Annotated in this window: 14 protein-coding genes and 1 pseudogene; 11 read left to right on the top strand and 4 right to left on the bottom strand. The window is 29.4% G+C overall.

The window, feature by feature from the left end; genetic code table 11:
• Nucleotides 1–171: pseudogene (locus CSBG_RS15140) on the top strand (IS200/IS605 family transposase); the annotation flags it as partial.
• Between the two features lie 172 nt (nt 172–343).
• Here CSBG_RS15140 and CSBG_RS15135 read toward each other — a convergent pair.
• Nucleotides 344–1,072 carry a MurR/RpiR family transcriptional regulator gene (locus tag CSBG_RS15135; protein WP_008680927.1) on the bottom strand — a complete coding sequence of 243 codons (729 nt, stop codon included), beginning with the start codon at nt 1,070–1,072 and terminating at the stop codon, nt 344–346.
• 436 nt (nt 1,073–1,508) lie between these two features.
• On the opposite strand from CSBG_RS15135, the gene CSBG_RS15130 reads away from it, so the two are divergent.
• The 3 genes from CSBG_RS15130 (at nt 1,509) to CSBG_RS15120 (ending at nt 5,319) form a co-directional block, all read left to right on the top strand.
• Entirely contained in the window at nt 1,509–2,294 is a 786-nt protein-coding gene (locus CSBG_RS15130) for a carbohydrate deacetylase (protein WP_008680925.1), read from the top strand.
• Nucleotides 2,295–2,362: 68 nt separating this feature from the next.
• Nucleotides 2,363–3,940, top strand: coding sequence for a PTS transporter subunit EIIC (locus CSBG_RS15125; protein ID WP_008680923.1), 1,578 nt, complete (start codon nt 2,363–2,365; stop codon nt 3,938–3,940).
• A gap of 53 nt (nt 3,941–3,993) precedes the next feature.
• Nucleotides 3,994–5,319 carry a maltose-6'-phosphate glucosidase gene (locus CSBG_RS15120; protein WP_008680921.1) on the top strand — a complete coding sequence of 442 codons (1,326 nt, stop codon included), beginning with the start codon at nt 3,994–3,996 and terminating at the stop codon, nt 5,317–5,319.
• A gap of 1,022 nt (nt 5,320–6,341) precedes the next feature.
• Here CSBG_RS15120 and CSBG_RS15110 read toward each other — a convergent pair.
• Nucleotides 6,342–7,031, bottom strand: coding sequence for a hypothetical protein (locus CSBG_RS15110; protein WP_143327211.1), 690 nt, complete (start codon nt 7,029–7,031; stop codon nt 6,342–6,344).
• A gap of 463 nt (nt 7,032–7,494) precedes the next feature.
• Between CSBG_RS15110 and gltS the strand changes: the two genes are divergently transcribed.
• Nucleotides 7,495–8,691: a sodium/glutamate symporter gene (gene gltS / locus CSBG_RS15105; protein WP_008680916.1), complete on the top strand. Its 1,197-nt coding sequence runs from the start codon at nt 7,495–7,497 to the stop codon at nt 8,689–8,691.
• A gap of 109 nt (nt 8,692–8,800) precedes the next feature.
• Here gltS and CSBG_RS15100 read toward each other — a convergent pair whose 3' ends face one another.
• Together CSBG_RS15100 and CSBG_RS15095 are read right to left on the bottom strand one after the other, a co-directional pair.
• Nucleotides 8,801–9,223: a GNAT family N-acetyltransferase gene (locus tag CSBG_RS15100; protein WP_008680914.1), complete on the bottom strand. Its 423-nt coding sequence runs from the start codon at nt 9,221–9,223 to the stop codon at nt 8,801–8,803.
• Between the two features lie 221 nt (nt 9,224–9,444).
• Entirely contained in the window at nt 9,445–9,624 is a 180-nt protein-coding gene (locus CSBG_RS15095) for a hypothetical protein (RefSeq protein WP_008680912.1), read from the bottom strand.
• 187 nt (nt 9,625–9,811) lie between these two features.
• Between CSBG_RS15095 and CSBG_RS19015 the strand changes: the two genes are divergently transcribed.
• The 6 genes from CSBG_RS19015 to CSBG_RS15065 all read left to right on the top strand — a co-directional run bounded on the left by CSBG_RS19015 (nt 9,812) and on the right by CSBG_RS15065 (nt 17,154).
• Nucleotides 9,812–10,630: an N-acetylmuramoyl-L-alanine amidase gene (locus CSBG_RS19015; RefSeq protein WP_008680911.1), complete on the top strand. Its 819-nt coding sequence runs from the start codon at nt 9,812–9,814 to the stop codon at nt 10,628–10,630.
• A 519-nt stretch (nt 10,631–11,149) separates the two neighbouring features.
• Nucleotides 11,150–12,502, top strand: a complete 1,353-nt coding sequence (locus tag CSBG_RS15085) for a glucose-6-phosphate isomerase (RefSeq protein WP_008680909.1) — start codon at nt 11,150–11,152, stop codon at nt 12,500–12,502.
• A complete protein-coding gene (locus CSBG_RS15080) occupies nt 12,502–12,945 on the top strand; it encodes a YaiI/YqxD family protein (protein ID WP_008680908.1) in 444 nt (147 codons plus the stop codon). Before CSBG_RS15085 ends, CSBG_RS15080 begins: the two co-directional genes overlap by 1 nt.
• Before the next feature lie 128 nt (nt 12,946–13,073).
• Nucleotides 13,074–15,122: a triple tyrosine motif-containing protein gene (locus CSBG_RS15075; protein WP_008680906.1), complete on the top strand. Its 2,049-nt coding sequence runs from the start codon at nt 13,074–13,076 to the stop codon at nt 15,120–15,122.
• Between the two features lie 57 nt (nt 15,123–15,179).
• Nucleotides 15,180–15,926, top strand: coding sequence for a lytic transglycosylase domain-containing protein (locus tag CSBG_RS15070; RefSeq protein WP_008680904.1), 747 nt, complete (start codon nt 15,180–15,182; stop codon nt 15,924–15,926).
• 511 nt (nt 15,927–16,437) lie between these two features.
• Nucleotides 16,438–17,154: a pseudouridine synthase gene (locus CSBG_RS15065; RefSeq protein WP_008680902.1), complete on the top strand. Its 717-nt coding sequence runs from the start codon at nt 16,438–16,440 to the stop codon at nt 17,152–17,154.
• The last annotated feature ends 436 nt before the right edge of the window (nt 17,155–17,590 follow it).

The following is a 17,590-nucleotide window of genomic DNA, read 5'->3' as shown; positions in this document are numbered from 1 at the left end:
AATAGGCAGTTTTGGTGTAAGGGGTATTATGTTGATACAGTAGGAAGAAATAAAAAAGTAATTGAAGAATATATAAAAAATCAAATTCAAGAAGATTTAGTTTATGAACAAATGAGTCTAAAAGAATACATAGACCCGTTTACGGGTGAGCCGGTAAAGAAAGGCAAGTAATAAAGCCCCTTTAGGGGTAGCCAGTGAAAATATGCGGTTGGCAAACCGTTCGATGTGCGAGTAGCACAGCCAGTAACAGAGCCTTATAGGCGTAGAGCAAACCACCCGTTTTACGGGTGGTCCTGATTTTTATTTGCATTTTGAAAATACCAAAAGCATAAATCAAAAAGATTTATGCTTTTGGTATTTTTGTGTAACGATTAATGAGATATTCCATTAAATTTAAACAGTTACCAAAAAAGTAATTTAAATTCTGATTTTCATGATCTATACTAGTGGATCCACTTTCTACGATAAATGAAAGATCACTTTTGACGGTGTAGCTACTGTTTTCCGTAGCTGTCAAAGCAATAACTTTACCACCATACTTCTTACATTCCTCCATTTTGAGCAATCCGTTTTTGTTTTCACCTGATTGGGAAAATGTAATTAAGGTGTAAGGTGTTTGATCTGACACCAAACCAATTTCCACACCTTCTAAATCAATAGCATAAATTTTTTTCAAGAGTAATTTACGATAAGTATAATTAACTAGGGTTTGACAAAATCCTTCACCAAATAAATAGATTTTTTTATTTGAAAAAGCATTATTAAAATAACTATCTATAAGATCCCAGTCTTGATTTACCATCACAAAGGGTAAGGCTTCCAATTGATTTATCGATTTATGTGAAAATTCATTTGAAAGGAAAAAAATGAATTCTTTGAAATTATTAAAACCTGCTCTTTTTGATAATCGACTGATTGAAGATTGGGAGGTATAGTTTATTTGTGCAATACTACGAATATCGATGACAGATTTGCTTTTAATTGCTTCGATAATGTTTTCTATTATTTTCTCATCTCCATCGCGAAAGTTGCTATTGGGAAATAAACGATTTAAATGGTAAATTTTAGTCATAATCTCACGCTCCTGTGAAAGTATATTCATAAAGTGAAACCGTAACCATGCTGTTGTATAAGCATTGTGTACGCTCTTTCTATATACTATACTACTACTATAAAGAAAGCAAATACAATTGTATGAAAGTAGTTTCTTTAATAAATCTGTTAAGCTGTTATAAAAAATAGATTAATAAATCTTAGGCTTTCTCGTTCTTTGAAAATTATATAAGTCTCATTATCTTTGTGTATGGAGAATCTAACTGCAAAAATAATCGAACTTGTATAGTTTATTAGAGTGACAACAAGAGCATTTAATATTTGTTTTGTTCATTGTTCTTTTCTCCTTTTATGGGAGAATAATTAGTTCTAGTCAAACTTAGTGTATTTCTTAGAGCTGAGAAGAGCAAGGTTCATATAATTTAACAAATCGTCTTTAATGAAAGAGGGAAGTTATGAAAAAAGTAATTATCAACGCCGATGATTTTGGTTATTCTTCGGCAGTCAATCTAGGAATCATAAAATCTTATAAAGAAGGGATTCTGACCTCGACAACTTTAATGGCTAACATGCCAGGACGTGATGAAGCTATTATGCTTGCTAAGGAAAATCCAGATCTTGGAGTCGGCGGTCACCTTGTTTTAACTTGTGGAAAACCTTTAACTAAAGGGACGTCACTCATAGATGGAAACGGAGATTTTTATAGTTTAGCTGAATATAAAAAACATCGTAACGAAATGTGTGATGAAGAAATTTTTCAGGAATGGTCCCATCAAATTGATTATTTAATGGATCACGGATTACAGTTGACACATTTGGATAGTCATCATCATGTGCACTCTTTTCCTGAAAATTTGGAGGTAACGAAAAGAATAGCTGAGAAATATCATTTATGTTTTAGAAATGTCTTTGGGTTAGAAGAAAATATAGAATTACCTAATCAGAAGAAAATTAAGGGTTTTCTAGATTTAATGAATCATTCAGCCATTCGTGATTTAACAATACCTTTTAAAGAAAATCGAACTAGATGTTTCGAGGAAATTCAAACAGTGCTTGACCAAGTTGCTGATAATGAGATAACGGAGCTGATGGTTCATCCGGCTTATGTAGATGAGATCCTGTATTTCAATTCTTCATTCAATATTCAACGAATGAAGGAAGTATCAATCTTATGTGACTCACAAATGAAGCAACTTTTTGAAGAAAATCAAATTGTGACATGTAGCTATAAAAATGTATAAGTATTTTTTGGGTAACAACTTTTTTTAAAGTTGAATAATTAAATTAAAAATAGTAAAGGGGAAAATATATGAAAGAGAAGTTTATTAAATCGGCTAGTGTTTTTTCAAAAGCAATCATTCAGCCAGTAATGTTTATGGCAGTGACTGGGATTATTTTATCAGTTTGTGCAATTTTGAAACTGGAATTTATGCCAAACTTAACTAAAAATATTGGAGATTTTATCTTTAATATTTTATCAGGGGGTATGATTGGTCAGCTAAGTGCCATATTTTGTGTAGGGATTGCTGCAGCATTAGCAAAACCAAAATATAAAACGGATGCCGCAATTTTAGGTATTATTACGTATTTAATCTTTTTATACGCAAATAATTCTTGGTTAACAATTACGAATCGATTAGCTATTGCTGGTGAACAGGGACTTTATGGTACTGGACAAGGAATGGTCTTTGGTATTCAAGTAACTGATATGGGGGTTTTTCTAGGAATTTCCTTAGGTGTGTTCGTAGGTTGGATGGTCAATAAATTCGGTGATATTAAGTTACATAAATATTTGTCACCATATTCTGGTACAAAGTCAGTTTACATTTTGATAGTATTTGCAACAATTCTATTTGCGATAGGGATAACTTATGTTTGGCCAATCGTTAATTCAGTAGTTGAAGCAGTGGTAAAAACAACTACAACTGCAGGATCAGTAGGTTTTTTCTTCTATGGGTTCTTAAATCGTCTGCTTTTACCGGTAGGTCTACACCACTTTTTATGGATGCCAATTTTTTATACTCCTCTTGGTGGTACCGCAGAAATTGCTGGACAAGCATATAACGGTGCGTTCAATATCTGGTTGGCCGAGCTAGGAAATGCAAGTCAAATTACAACTATGCATCCATCTATAGGTTATCTATCAAACTTTGGTTCAATTTCTTTACCAATCGGTATTGCCTTTGCGCTTTGGAAAACGGCACGTCCGGAAAATAGGAAGAAGGTTGCTACGATTTTAATTCCAACTGTAACTACAGCTTTCTTGGCTGGTGTTACTGAACCACTAGAATTTTTATTCTTGTTCTTATCACCAGTTTTATGGTTAGCGCATTCTGTAGTATATGGATTGAGTTTGTTCATTACAAACCTAGTAGGGATTAATATCCAGTTTGATACAGGAATCAATATGATTATCAATAGTTTTGCATTTCCAACACGTTTGGGTCATCAATATTTAATTCCAGTAATCTTTATTGCAACTGCTGTTTTAGAGTATTTTGTGTTTAAAAAATTGATTGTGAAATTAAATATTCCAACATTAGGCCGTGAAAGGGCTGAGGTGGTAAGTGAACCAGTCGTTGATTCTATTGGAGTTGATTTGATTGAAGCTAAATCTGATTTAGAATTTGAACCACAAATTCAAAATATCGTTGCTGGTTTAGGTGGTGCGGACAATATTGAAAACATCATTAATTGCTACACAAGATTACGTGTTGATGTCAAAGATGAAAATAAAGTCAACATTAAAATATTAAAAGAAAAGGTCAAAGCTTCCGGAATTGTTGATAAAGGTAAACACATCCAAATCGTCATTGGCATGGGTGTCGAGCAAGAACGTGAAAAAATTGAAGCATATATAGAGTATCTAAAAAAAGTACATGCATAAAGTAATATGCATAAAGTAAGAAATAGTTTTTGAAAAATTGGAGGAAGACAGAAATGGGTAATAAATTTGTAATGGTTGGTGGCGGTTCTACTCAGTCACCTGGTATTTTAGAAGTTTTAAGAAAGCGCGCGACAGAATTGAACTTAAGTGATTTAGTTCTATATGATATTGATGAAGAAAGAGTTTCTTTGCTTGGACAATATACGAAAATGTATTATAAAGAATTAGGCTCTAAAGTAAACGTTACGTACACAACAAATATTGATGAAGCTTTAAAAGGTGCTGATTTCTTATTTATGCAAATTCGTCCAGGTTTGAATAAACAAAGAGCAATTGATGAAAAAATATGTTTAAACAATGGTGTTGTTGGTCAAGAAACTTGTGGGTTAGGTGGATTCTCCTTTGCTATGAGGGTAATCCCAGCTGTTTTAGAAATAGTTAAAAAGGTGAAAGAAATTTGTCCTAAGGCTTGGATTTTAAACTATACAAATCCAGAGGCTATTTTATCAGAAGCAATTTATCGTGAGTTTCCAGATGCGAATGTTTTATGTATTTGTGATATGCCGATTTCAATTGAAGGAGCGATTGCAAAGTACTTTAATAAAGAGCATCGCGATTTAACATTTAAATATTTTGGACTTAATCATTTTGGCTGGTGGAGCAATGTCTATGATGAAAATGGTTTTGATTTGTTGCCACAATTACGTGAAGATGTTCTTTCTGGTAAAATCGATACGCTTTTGATGTCAAATGATGAAACTGTTGGAGATAAGTATTGGGTAGATACTTATAAACAAATGATCAGTTTATTTAAACGCTTCCCAGAGTATTTCCCTAATTGTTACTTGCAATATTATTTGACTCCAGATGAAATGGTGGCACATGATGACGTTTCCTTTACTCGTGGAGATTATGTAATGCAAGGTAGGGAAAAACGTATTTATGATGAATGTCGTCGAGTGATTGCAGCTGGGTCAGCTAAAGATTCTTCACTACATGCAGGTGTTCACGGTAATTATATAGTTGATATTGCTTATGCGATTATTCATAATACTAGGGAAAGATTTATAGTTAATAAAAAGAATCACGGCGCAATCTCTAATTTCGATCCAGAAGCAGTTGTTGAGACTCCAGCTTATGTTGGTTCAATGGGAGCTGAAACAATCAATATTGGTGAAATACCAACTTTCCAAAAAGGTTTGATGGAAATGCAAAAAGCCTATGAAAAAATGACTGTTGATGCAGCATTGTCTGGATCTTACCAAGCAGCTTTAGAAGCTGTAATGCTTAATAAAACTATACCTAATTATACTGTTGGTAAAAAGGTATTAGATGAATTATACGCAGCTAATAAAGGTTTATGGCCAGAATTAAAGTAAGCTATTAATAACGAATAAAATAGAAGTCAAAAATAGGGATAGGTTCTTTTGGAACTTAAATCCCTGTTTTTTACGTTTATATTATTTGCTGTATTTATTGAGTTATTATTTTATGTGGAGCCATAATAAATTCTAGTACTAATGAGCAGAAAGGTGTTTCTTTATTGATCTTAATTATAATTCAAATTGTATATTAAGTTTTAATTCATAAATAAGATTACAAAAAACATGTATTCAAAGTACTACACTTACAAAATACATGTTTTTTGATTTTATAAATGTAATTCTAACATATATATTAAAAGAGAAAAATACTGATGATATTTTATTGTATAAAACGATTTAATGAAAGTTACGGAGAACTATATTTTCTCAAACATAATTGATATTTGCGTAATGTAATTGTCAGGGTTAGCTTCAGAGACTTCATCTATTAAACTTTCTTCGTATGAATAATCATGTAATTTTAAATTATGTATTTTTGCATATTCTGCAAATAAGTTGTATGAATGGTATGTTTCAATATAAGCTCCTTTATGATAAATAACCAAATAATTTCCAGCTTGTTTAACATCTATATAAATTTCATCTTGATAACTAGAATTTAAATTATCAACAACAGTATAGTACCAACTACAATAAGTTGATTGAGTATGTGTGTCGTAAATGCTTTTCCACGGTACAATACCCCCTAATTCTCTTCCACAAAGCTCGATATTATGAAGTTGTTAAAGCTTTGAAAGCTAAAAAGTTAGGTGAAGAAATAAAAATTGATAATTTCAAGGATTTACTTATCTTAAAGAAAGATAAAAATAACTTAGTTTTTAAGGGTTACATAAAAATGTAGTTCTTTTTTACTTTCTTTTTATTAAAGTCATGTAAGTTATTTACATAAATTATTTTTTATAATTAAAGATTTATATTTAATTATATGAAGTATTATAAAAAGGAGTAACTAAATAAAAGTTACTCCTAAATCTTTAAATTAATTGGTATAGATATTATTTCAATTAGTAATTATATTATTTGTATTTTTTAGAGTTTTCATATTCAGATCTACACCAGTAAAAATGCTTTTCATATGAATAATTATCGCAATAGTCATCTTTATCATTCTTTTTACAACACTTGTCATCAGGTCTTCTCCAGTTTTTATTTCCTTCTTCACGCTTCTTGCAGAATTTATCATAATCATCGTCATCATGCTTCTTGCATTTTTTGTCATCGTCACGTTTCTTGCAGTATCTATCAAGGTAATCTTCGTAATATTTTTTACAGCGCTTATCATTGTCATCATCATGCTTCTTACAGCATTTGTCATAATCATAGTCATCATATTTCTTACATTTTCTATCATCATCTTTTTTGTCATCGTCACGTTTCTTGCAGTATCTATCAAGGTAATCTTCGTAATATTTCTTGCAGCGCTTATCATTATCCTCATCATGCTTTTTGCAACATTTATCTTCATAATCATGTTTCTTGCAACATCTATCATAATCGTCGTCATCGTGCTTCTTGCACTTTTTATCCTCATCATGCTTTTTGCCGCATATATCATAATGGTCATCATCATGCTTTTTGCAATGTTTCTTATAATAATCGTTACCGTACTTATCGTTATCCTTATAATCTTCATCATCATAAGAATCATCATAATAATTATTATTTGAATAATCACGTGTCATATCAGATTCATCTCCATTTATCATTAGTATATTTGAACATTATATCTCTATAATGCACATAGTCTATAATATGTTGATAATCCTTCCATTGTTACAAAATATAATAGTAGTGTATTAAAAATATATTGCTATTATAAAAATTTATAAAATGCAAAATATCGTATTGTTAATAAAAGGCAGATATTAAAAAATTATAAATCAAAAAAATATTATTTAGATTTTACTGATAAAAATGTTTAAAGCTTTAACATTAGGTCGGCGAGATTTTAAAAAGTTAGATAAGTCTTAGTTTATTTTTAGAAAAGCTATCTTAGATAATTAAATAAGTTAGTTATAAAGTAAATGTTAACAATTAAATTTGGAAAGTATAATAAGTTGACAAAAGAAATATTTTATAGTAATTTTACATTTTAAAAGCACATTTTAATAAAAAATAAAATAGTTCACATATTATAAAATATAAACTAAAGAGGAGAGAAGTGAATACATGGAATTTAAACTAGATATTTTTCAAACAATGGCTTTAGCAACAGCTGTATTTTACTTTGGAGTATATTTAAGAAAAAAGATAAAAGTATTAGAAAAGTATTGCATACCATCTGCTGTAGTTGGTGGAATGACTTTTGCATTAGTAATATTAATATTAAAGGTAACACAAATAGCAACAATAACATTAGATGTTACACTTCAAAATGTTTTTATGACTGCATTTTTTACTAGCATAGGATATACAGCCAGTGTTAAAGTGTTAAAAAATGGTGGAGTAAAAGTAGCAATTTTCTTAGTTTTATCAATATTATTGGTGGTTTTTCAAGATTTAATAGGAGTAGGATTAGCGAAAGTATTCAATTTAAATCCATTACTAGGATTAGCAACAGCATCTATTCCGTTAGTAGGAGGACATGGTACATCGGGATCTTTTGGACCACTATTAGAGGAATTGGGGGTTAAGGGAGCTACTACGGTTTCTTTTGCATCAGCAACTTTTGGATTAATAATGGGAAGTATTTTAGGCGGATTTCTTGCAAAGTCATTAATAGAAAGAAATAATATTAAGACTCCAAAAGAGTATCATGATAAGGATATTCCTTTAAGTGATTTTCATCATGATGAATCTGCTGTTCTAAGTTATAATAGGATTATGAAGGCAGCTTCGTGGATCTTTATTGCTATGGGAATTGGGTCTATTATAACTAATTATATACAAAGTTTAGGGCTAACTTTTCCATCATATATAGGAGCAATGATTTCAGCTGCTATTATTAAAAATATAAGTGATTTTAAGGGATTTGAAATTGAAGATAAAGAAATAGAAACTATAGGAGGAATTAGTCTTTCCTTCTATCTTTCATTAGCATTGATGGGATTAAAATTATGGGAATTATTTGACTTAGCACTTCCTATGATTATTATGCTTGTTTCACAAACAATTGTTATGGGGATTTTTGCATTTATAATTGTATTTAGAATTATGGGAAAAAATTATGAAGCAGCAGTTTTTTCATCAGCGATATGTGGATTTGGTATGGGATCAACAGCAAATGCAATAGCTAACATGGATGCACTTACAAATAAGTATGGCTTTAGCTCGACACCTTATTTGGTAGTTCCAATTGTAGGGGGACTATTTATTGATTTTATAAATTCTGCCGTAATCACATTATTTATAAATATATTTGGTTAAGAAACAAATTAAGTATATAAAAATAATAGACATCTCATTAACTTAAAATTGTGAGATGTCTATTTTTTTAATATTATAGAAAATTGTTTATAAGTACTTTAAATGTAGATTATTTTATAAATCCTCTATCTTTCATTCTTGTAATATCTGAAAACAATCCCATGCCTGTTTTTAGCTTTCCAAAACCTATTTTCTCATAAAATTGCTCTTTTCCCGGAGCAGCATATAAAATAAAATTGCACTCAGAAAGTTTTTCTTTAATACCATTTAAAATTAATCTTCCTATCCCTTTACCTTGATATTCAGGATCTATTGCTACATCATAAATTGCCGCTTGTCTGACACCATCAGAAATGGCTCGTCCAAATCCAATTAGTTTATCATCATCAAAAACAAATATAACTGTATGACTGTTTTCAAAAGATATTTTATGAATTTCGCTATCACAATAAGACATTCCAACAGTTTTTAATATTTCTATTACATCATTCCAATTAACATTTGAACAATTATATTGAACTTGTATACTCATAAATATCCCCTCTTCTAATAAAATTATAAAATTAATTTATATTATAGCATAAAACAAATACACATTTAAGAAACATAAAGGCGCAGTCTCAGAAATCTATTTAATATAAAATTTATTCAATTTCAAGTAAGTTTATTGCCTTAAAAAAGTTAATCTCTTATTTTTATAAAGGGGCTCACGTAACTCGAGCCCCTTTGAAAGATGTAATATAGTAGTAAGTCTTATAAGTCATCTACATCTTGTTCTTCACCATATCTTACTGTGCCTTCAGCGCTAAAGTTATCATTAGGGTCTTTTTCAATAAAATACCCATCATTAGGTTCTTTAGAAGGTTTTGCATGACTTGTGCAAGATTTAGTTTGAACATTTGTTAGTTCTTTAATATTTTTCATCTTTCCCATAAAATCACAACCTTTAATAATAGAGTATAAAGCATTATTTAGTATCTCCATTTAGTTAAATAATATTTATAAAATAATTTAAAGAAATTTTTAAAAATCTTTAAAAATTTTTTGAAAGTGCATATGTAATAGATGTAGGAAGCTAGCTTCAAAATAAAAAATTAAATTAAAGAGGAGAGGATTTAAAATGGCTTTAGTACAAAGACTTATATCATCAGACAAATACAGTATAAAGTGCCCATATTCTATGACACCAAAGGGGATATGCATTCATAACACTGCAAATGATGCAAGTGCATCAAATGAAATATCTTATATGCAATCAAATACTAATAGCGTATCTTTCCATATTGGAATAGATGACGTGGAGGCTATTCAAGGAATACCATTTAATCGTAATGCTTGGCATGCAGGAGATGGATCAACAGGAGATGGAAACAGAAATTATATATCTGTTGAAATTTGTTATTCAAAATCAGGTGGTACTAGATTTATAAATGCTGAAAAAAGAGCAGCAAAAGAAGTTGCAGCACTATTGAAGCAATATGGATGGGGTATAGCTCAAATTAGAAAGCATCAAGACTTTAGTGGGAAATATTGTCCTCATAGAACTTTAGATATGGGATGGCAAAGATTCTTAAATATGATTCAAGCTGAAATTGATAATTTGAATCCACCAACAAATGAATTATATAGAGTTAGAAAGACATGGGAAGATGCTGCTTCACAAATAGGAGCATTTAGTAACTTACAAAATGCAAAAGATTGTGCAGATGCAAATCCTGGTTATAGCGTATTTAATAATAATGGAGTTAAAGTATATCCAACTTCAGGTATAGTAGTAGGATCTAAAGTAAGAGTTACAGGAACTAACTATGCAACTGGAGAAACAATTCCAGATTGGGTTAAGCAAGACACCTATACAGTTAGTCAAATAACAGATAATAAAGCATTGTTAAAGGAAATATCAAGTTGGGTGTACTTGAAGGATTTAGCACTAGCCTAGGAGAAATGAAATAGTGAAGGAATGAAAAAGTGAAAGAGTTTATGTGAAATTCCTTCGGAATTTTTAAAATTGGGAAGTTAAAAGTAAAAGAGTGAATAGTTTAAACGAAATAATGAAAAGTTAAAGTATACAAAAGCTTAGGTAAAGCTCCTCAGGAGCTGAGATGAAAGAGTAGGTGAATTTGATTTAAATTTATCTACTCTTTTAAATTTATTTCTATTAAAATATGCGGTTAATTATAATGGATATTTAGTTTGAAATTATTTATGTATAGTATTGAAATAATAACAGAAAATAATGTATGCTATCAACTTTGCTACTTTGCTTAAATAAGTACATTAATTATTTAGCATATTACTATTTTTAATTATGCAGATTATTAAATGAAGCATATATTTTTTATGTAAAGTAACAAAATAAGTTACACAGCAAAAAAATTAAGGAATATAATTTAAAATATGATATAATTAATATTGATTAAATCAGCAAAAATTCCCAGAAAGATTCGGAGGTATGAAGATGAATAAAGGTTTAAGATTAGATTTATCTAAGGTAGAACCATATGCAAGTTTACAAGAATTAGATCATATGGAAGTAATGGTAAAGGGAGCTCATGAAACTCTTCATAATAAAACAGGAGCAGGTAATGACTTTTTAGGATGGTTAGACTTACCTGTTAACTATGATAAGGAAGAATTCTCAAGAATAAAAAATGCTGCTGAAAGAATTAAAAAGAATTCTGAAGCTTTAATAGTTATAGGAATTGGTGGTTCATACCTAGGACCTAGAGCTGCTATAGAAATGTTAAATAGCAATTTCTATAATGTATTAGGTAATGATAAGAGAAATACACCAAAGGTATTCTTTGTTGGTAACAATATAAGTTCAACATATTTAGCTGATCTTTTAGATGCTATAGAAGGCATGGATATAAGCGTAAATGTTATTTCAAAATCAGGTACTACAACAGAGCCTGCAATAGCATTTAGAGTATTTAAAGATTATATGGAAAAGAAATATGGAATAGATGGAGCTAAGGAAAGAATTTTTGCAACTACTGATAAGAGCAGAGGAGCATTAAAATCATTAGCTGATGAAATGGGATATGAAACATTTGTTATTCCAGATGATGTTGGAGGAAGATTCTCAGTTTTAACTGCAGTTGGTTTATTACCAATAGCTGTTGCTGGAATTAGTATAGATGAAATGATGCAAGGAGCTGCTGATGCAAGGGAAGCATATGCTACTCCAGATCTTAAAAATAATGATTGCTACAAATATGCTGCAATGAGAAATGCATTATATAACAAAGGTAAGGATGTAGAAATATTAGTTAACTACGAGCCAGGTTTACACTATTTCAATGAATGGTGGAAACAATTATTTGGCGAATCAGAAGGAAAAGACCAAAAAGGAATATTCCCTGCAGCAGTTGACTTCTCAACAGATTTACATTCAATGGGACAATTCATTCAAGAAGGTAAGAGAATAATGTTTGAAACTGTTCTAAATGTAGAAAAAGCTAAAAGAGAAATTAAAATAGAAAAGGCAGAAGGAGATCTAGATGGATTAAACTTCTTAGCTGGAAAAACTATAGATTTTGTTAATAAGCAAGCATTTAACGGAACTTTATTAGCACACAATGATGGTGGAGTTCCTAACATGGTAGTAAATATTCCAGAGCTTAGCCCATATTACTTTGGATATATGGTTTACTTCTTTGAAAAGGCTTGTGCAATAAGTGGATATATCTTAGGAGTTAATCCATTTGACCAACCAGGAGTTGAAGCTTACAAGAAGAATATGTTTGCTTTACTTGGAAAGCCTGGATATGAAGAATTAAAGGCTGAATTAGAAGCTAAATTAAAATAATGAGAATTATAGTAGATGGAGATGCCTGTCCGGGTATCTCCATTATTCAAAGGATAGCGAAAAAATATGGGTTAGAATTAATAGTGTTTTGTGATATCCATCATTACATAACTTTAGATTATGGTGAAGTTAAAGTTGTGGATAGTGGATTTCAAAGTGTGGATATGTATGTAGTAAATATATGTAAGTCAAATGATGTAGTAATTAGTCAAGATTATGGAGTTGCAGCAATTTGTTTAGGGAAAAAAGCTCATATATTAAATCCAAAGGGATATCTATATACAGAAGAAAACATAGATAGAATGCTAGAGGAGAGACATATTTCTCAAAAAATTAGAAGAGCTGGTGGAAGGACATCGAATCCTAAAAAGAGAACTTCAGAAGATGATTTAAGATTAGAAAAAAGTTTAATAAAGACAATAGAATGTAATTTTAGGGGATAAACTGTAGAAAAACAAAATACGGTTTGTCCTTATTTTTATTTATTGATGACAAAATTCGTTTTATATTTTCTTATATAAACTGTATAATAATATTAGGGAAAATTGAGAAAAAATAGGGTGTGAAAAATATGAGCGAATTATTAATAACCTTTGATAAGGAAAGTCCATCAGTTATAGATGAAAAAATAAATATAAAAGTAATTTCAGAAGAGGATAACTCAGTTGAATATAAGTTTTTAGAAGGGGCGCCTGGTGAAAGAAATTTAACTTGGAAGCCAATTCAAGATTTTTCAAATAAAAAGGAATGTGAGTGGAGGCCTAGAAAATCTGGAGATTATATGATAATGGTTCAATACAAAGAGAAGGATTCTAAGGAATTAAAAAATACAAAGATAAATTATCAAATAAAAGGTATAGAAGAAAAGGAAATTTTAGAATCTAATAAGAACAATAATAAGTTAATAAAAGATGTAATAATTGATAAAACATCATTGATTATAGGGGAAAAAATAAATTTAGAAGTGCTTTCATCAGAAGAAGAGATATTGTTATATAGGTTTTGGATAAAAGGAAAGCAAGGGTGGGAGCCTCTAAAAGATTACAGTACAGAAAATAAGTTAACCTATACTACAACTAAATCAGGTGATGGAGAATTACTTATTGAATGTAAAAGACCATCTTCTAAAGAGAATGTAGATGATTTTACTACTGTAATATTTAAGGTTAAAGAACAACCTCTTATAGAAGTTAATGCTTTTGAATGTTTAACAGAAAATTTATTAATAAATGAAGAATTAATCTTTAAGGTTGGAGTAAATTGTGATAAAAGTAGGACAATCCTATATAAATTTTTAAGAGTAGATACTAATGGAAGAATAACATGTATTCAAGATTATTCTACTAAGAATATAGTATCATTTTATGAAAAACAAAAAGGTGATTTCAAGCTTTTATGTTATGTAAGGGATATTTTTTCAAATAAGCAATATGATGATAGAGCATGTATGATGTATACTATAAAGCCTTATGATGAAATAAAAATAAGGAATTTTTCATCTGATTTAAATTCTCCTCAAGTGGCTGGAACTAATATAACGTTTAAGTCATCTGTAATAGGTGGAAAAGAAATTTTATATAGATATATAGTTGAAGGCCCAGTAGCAGAGGATACAGGATATATAAGATCTAGAAGTTTTAATTGGGAAGCTAAATTAGATGGGGAATATAAAATAATCCTTAAGGCTAAAGATATATCTTTTGATGGAGAATATGAGGATATAAAGGAATTAAACTTCAAAATAGATAAAAAAGGTGAAAGGCCAGTAAATATTTTAGATATTTTTTCTAGTAAAACTAGGGGATGCATAAAATGTGAACCAATTAATATAAAAGTTAAAGCAGAAGGTGGAACATCGCTTAAATATTCATTTATAGTTTATAAGGATGGAAAAGAAAAAGAGAGAAGTAATTATGGAATAACTAACTGGGTTAATTTCACTCCAGAAGAAAGTGGAGAATATCAAGTTGAAGTTAGAGTTCTAGACAAATATTCATCTAAGGAATATGATGTACATGATTTTGTTTATTTTAAGGTTAAAGATTATCAAGAAGCTGAAATAGATTATGTTTTACTTTCACAAAAAGAAATTTATTTAGTTGGAGATTTGATAGAACTAGAAACTATAGTTCAAAACACTAAGAATATATTATTAAGATATGTAACTAAAATTAATGGACATGAAGTTGAGGATACTGGATTTATTGAAAGCAAAAGGCTTAGAGTTAAACCTAAATGTTCAGGAAAATATACATTTGAGATTTATGCAAAGAATACTTTATGTAATGAAGATTATGATATTAAAAAGGAAGTATCACTTTATGTTCATGAAGCTACCCCAGTTAGTAATACAAAAGTTAAAATTAAAAATAAGAATATAGTTGTTAATAATGAAGTAACTTTTGAAGTAACTAGTGAAGGTGGAAAAGAAGTCTGCTATGAATTTTATATAATGGAAAAAGGAAATTGGGTAAGGGTGCAATCTTATAGTAGAAAAAATTATTATACATTCGTACCATTTTCTACTGGAATCTATAGGATATTAGTTCTTAGTAAAAGTTATTATAAGAAGGTTAACTATGAAGATTATATAAGCTTAGAATTTAAAGTTGAGCCTTAAGGAAATAAATTTTTATTCGATATTAATATCAAAAGTGTAATTGGGGAGGGAAAAACAGTGAATATTCCTAAGGTAGAAGATTTTATGGGAAGTATGGTTAGTAAGGAAGTATTAAAAAAGGCAATGGGAGATGGACCTGAATTTGAGATAGTATATGAAGCACTATTAAAAAATAATGAAGAAAACTCTTCAAATAATAGTGAAGAAGATTCTAATACTTACGTGACTACTGGAGTTGGACAAAAGCTCGAACAAATACCACTTAGAATGAGAAAAGAGCCTATACAAACAGGCGAATTAATAATAGATGATACAGTAAAAATAAGTACAACCACTAACATAAATTCTAATGAATCAACTATATTAGAATCCAATGAAGATTCTTCAATTGATGTGGAAAAGATTTATTCTACTGTTGATAAATATTCACAAAAATATGGTGTAGATAGAAACTTAATACTTTCTATAATTAAACAAGAGTCTAATTTTAATCCCAATGCAGTATCATCTGCAGGCGCAAAAGGACTAATGCAATTAATGGATTTTAATTCAGATGCTTATGGAGTGACTAATCCATTTGATATTGATCAAAATATAGAAGCAGGAGTTAAGCATATTAAAGACTATTTAAATATGTTTGATGGAAATTTAGAAATGGCACTTATGGCATACAATGGAGGTCCAGGAACAATGGAAAGAAGAGGCGTAAAGTCATCTAGTGATTTATACAAGATGCCACAAGAAACTCAAAATTATGTTCCTAAGATATTAGAAAACTATAGAGCCTATAGCAGTAATAGTTAAGAATGAAAGAGTTAAGAGTGAATAGCTGTGGAAAAAATTTTTTGATAAATTACATTATTATAAATAGATAAAATTAATAGCAAAAAAGGATGTCTAGATGAATAATTAAAAAATCATTTATTACATCCTTTTATTTATTTATAATTTTTTTAAGATTACTATTTTCAAAGAAATAGTATAAGAAGAGGAATTGATATGGATAAAAGAAAATATATATGGATTGTTTTATTGATATTAATACTCTTTATAGATATTAATCAATTAGTAAATATTATATACTTGACTTATTGTTACATCAAAGTGATTTAGAAGTTGAACAATTAAAGATATATAGGGTAACATATAATATTATGTATAAGGATGAATTATTAGAGTCAACAGGAAATGGTGAAAAACTCTTTCACTTTTGACTTTTAACTTTTTCATTTCTCTTTCTTCTTGTTTATTTTTGCTTTAAGTAATAAAATAGTGGATAAAGGCTTAACATAATATTAAGAAGGAAGGTGCTTAAATGGAAAGACTAGATAAGGTTTTATCTAATTTAGGATATGGAACTAGAAAAGAAATTAAGCAGGTAGTTAGAAAAGGACTTATTGAAGTAAATGGAGAAATTGTTAAGGATAATGGCATGCAAATTGATCCAGAGGTTGATAAGATTTTAGTAAATGGAGAAGAAATATTTTATAGAAAATACATATATTTAATGATGAATAAACCAGATGGTGTTGTATCCGCAACTTTTGATAATAGAGATGAAACTGTTATTGATTTGTTAGAAATAGAGCATCAGGTGTTTGAGCCATTTCCAGTTGGAAGATTAGATAAGGATACGGTTGGACTATTATTATTAACTAATGACGGAGAACTAAACCATAGATTAATATCGCCAAAGTGGAAGGTTGACAAAGTTTATTATGCTAAGATTGACAAAAAGGTTACAGAAGCAGATATTAAGAAGTTTAAAAATGGAATTACTTTAGATGATGGATACACATGCAAAGAAGCTAAATTAGAAATTTTAGAATCTTCAGATAGTGGATCAGAAGTCATGATTACTATTCAGGAAGGAAAATTCCATCAAGTAAAGAGAATGTTTGAAGCTGTTGACAAGAGTGTGGTGTATTTAAAAAGAGTTGAATTTGGAACTTTACAATTAGATGAGGATTTAGAAGAGGGCGAATATAGAGAACTAACTGAAGAGGAAGTTGCAATTTTAAAAGGTTTTTAACGAATGTTTGAATAAAATGAAGGTTTATCATTCATAAAATACAACTTTACAATAATATTTTCAAAATATCTTGCATTTTATAAAAAGATGGACTATAATATTTTTGCAAGGATAAATAAAAGGAATAAATAGCCCCCTTTTTATTTATTGCTTATTGCTAAAGCGCAACCTGGCCCCAAGGGTTGCGTTTTTTGTTGTTTTTAAATAATTACAAACGTTTACTAATTATAAAATTTATTAATTAGCCAAAAGAAAACAATTTCAATTATTATATTGATTTTATATTTATTTTAATATTATTTACAGAGATTTAAATAAACTTGTAAATAATACGTTATTAAGTAAAGTTATAATCATAAAAATGCAAGAAATAAGTCAATTATAAATATAAATGACTTATTTTAATTCAAATATTGAAATATAATGGGGCATGATT

The organism is Clostridium sp. 7_2_43FAA, from assembly GCF_000158375.2.
GTDB lineage: Bacteria > Bacillota > Clostridia > Clostridiales > Clostridiaceae > Clostridium > Clostridium tertium.
This window is presented reverse-complemented; position numbering and strand designations above follow the sequence as displayed.

Coding starts and splice junctions, on each gene's coding strand:
- CSBG_RS15135 (WP_008680927.1), bottom strand. CDS start 1,072: ATGACTAAAATTTACCATTTAAATCGTTTATTTCCCAATAGCAACTTT.
- CSBG_RS15130 (WP_008680925.1), top strand. CDS start 1,509: ATGAAAAAAGTAATTATCAACGCCGATGATTTTGGTTATTCTTCGGCA.
- CSBG_RS15125 (WP_008680923.1), top strand. CDS start 2,363: ATGAAAGAGAAGTTTATTAAATCGGCTAGTGTTTTTTCAAAAGCAATC.
- CSBG_RS15120 (WP_008680921.1), top strand. CDS start 3,994: ATGGGTAATAAATTTGTAATGGTTGGTGGCGGTTCTACTCAGTCACCT.
- CSBG_RS15110 (WP_143327211.1), bottom strand. CDS start 7,031: ATGATAAATGGAGATGAATCTGATATGACACGTGATTATTCAAATAAT.
- gltS (WP_008680916.1), top strand. CDS start 7,495: ATGGAATTTAAACTAGATATTTTTCAAACAATGGCTTTAGCAACAGCT.
- CSBG_RS15100 (WP_008680914.1), bottom strand. CDS start 9,223: ATGAGTATACAAGTTCAATATAATTGTTCAAATGTTAATTGGAATGAT.
- CSBG_RS15095 (WP_008680912.1), bottom strand. CDS start 9,624: ATGGGAAAGATGAAAAATATTAAAGAACTAACAAATGTTCAAACTAAA.
- CSBG_RS19015 (WP_008680911.1), top strand. CDS start 9,812: ATGGCTTTAGTACAAAGACTTATATCATCAGACAAATACAGTATAAAG.
- CSBG_RS15085 (WP_008680909.1), top strand. CDS start 11,150: ATGAATAAAGGTTTAAGATTAGATTTATCTAAGGTAGAACCATATGCA.
- CSBG_RS15080 (WP_008680908.1), top strand. CDS start 12,502: ATGAGAATTATAGTAGATGGAGATGCCTGTCCGGGTATCTCCATTATT.
- CSBG_RS15075 (WP_008680906.1), top strand. CDS start 13,074: ATGAGCGAATTATTAATAACCTTTGATAAGGAAAGTCCATCAGTTATA.
- CSBG_RS15065 (WP_008680902.1), top strand. CDS start 16,438: ATGGAAAGACTAGATAAGGTTTTATCTAATTTAGGATATGGAACTAGA.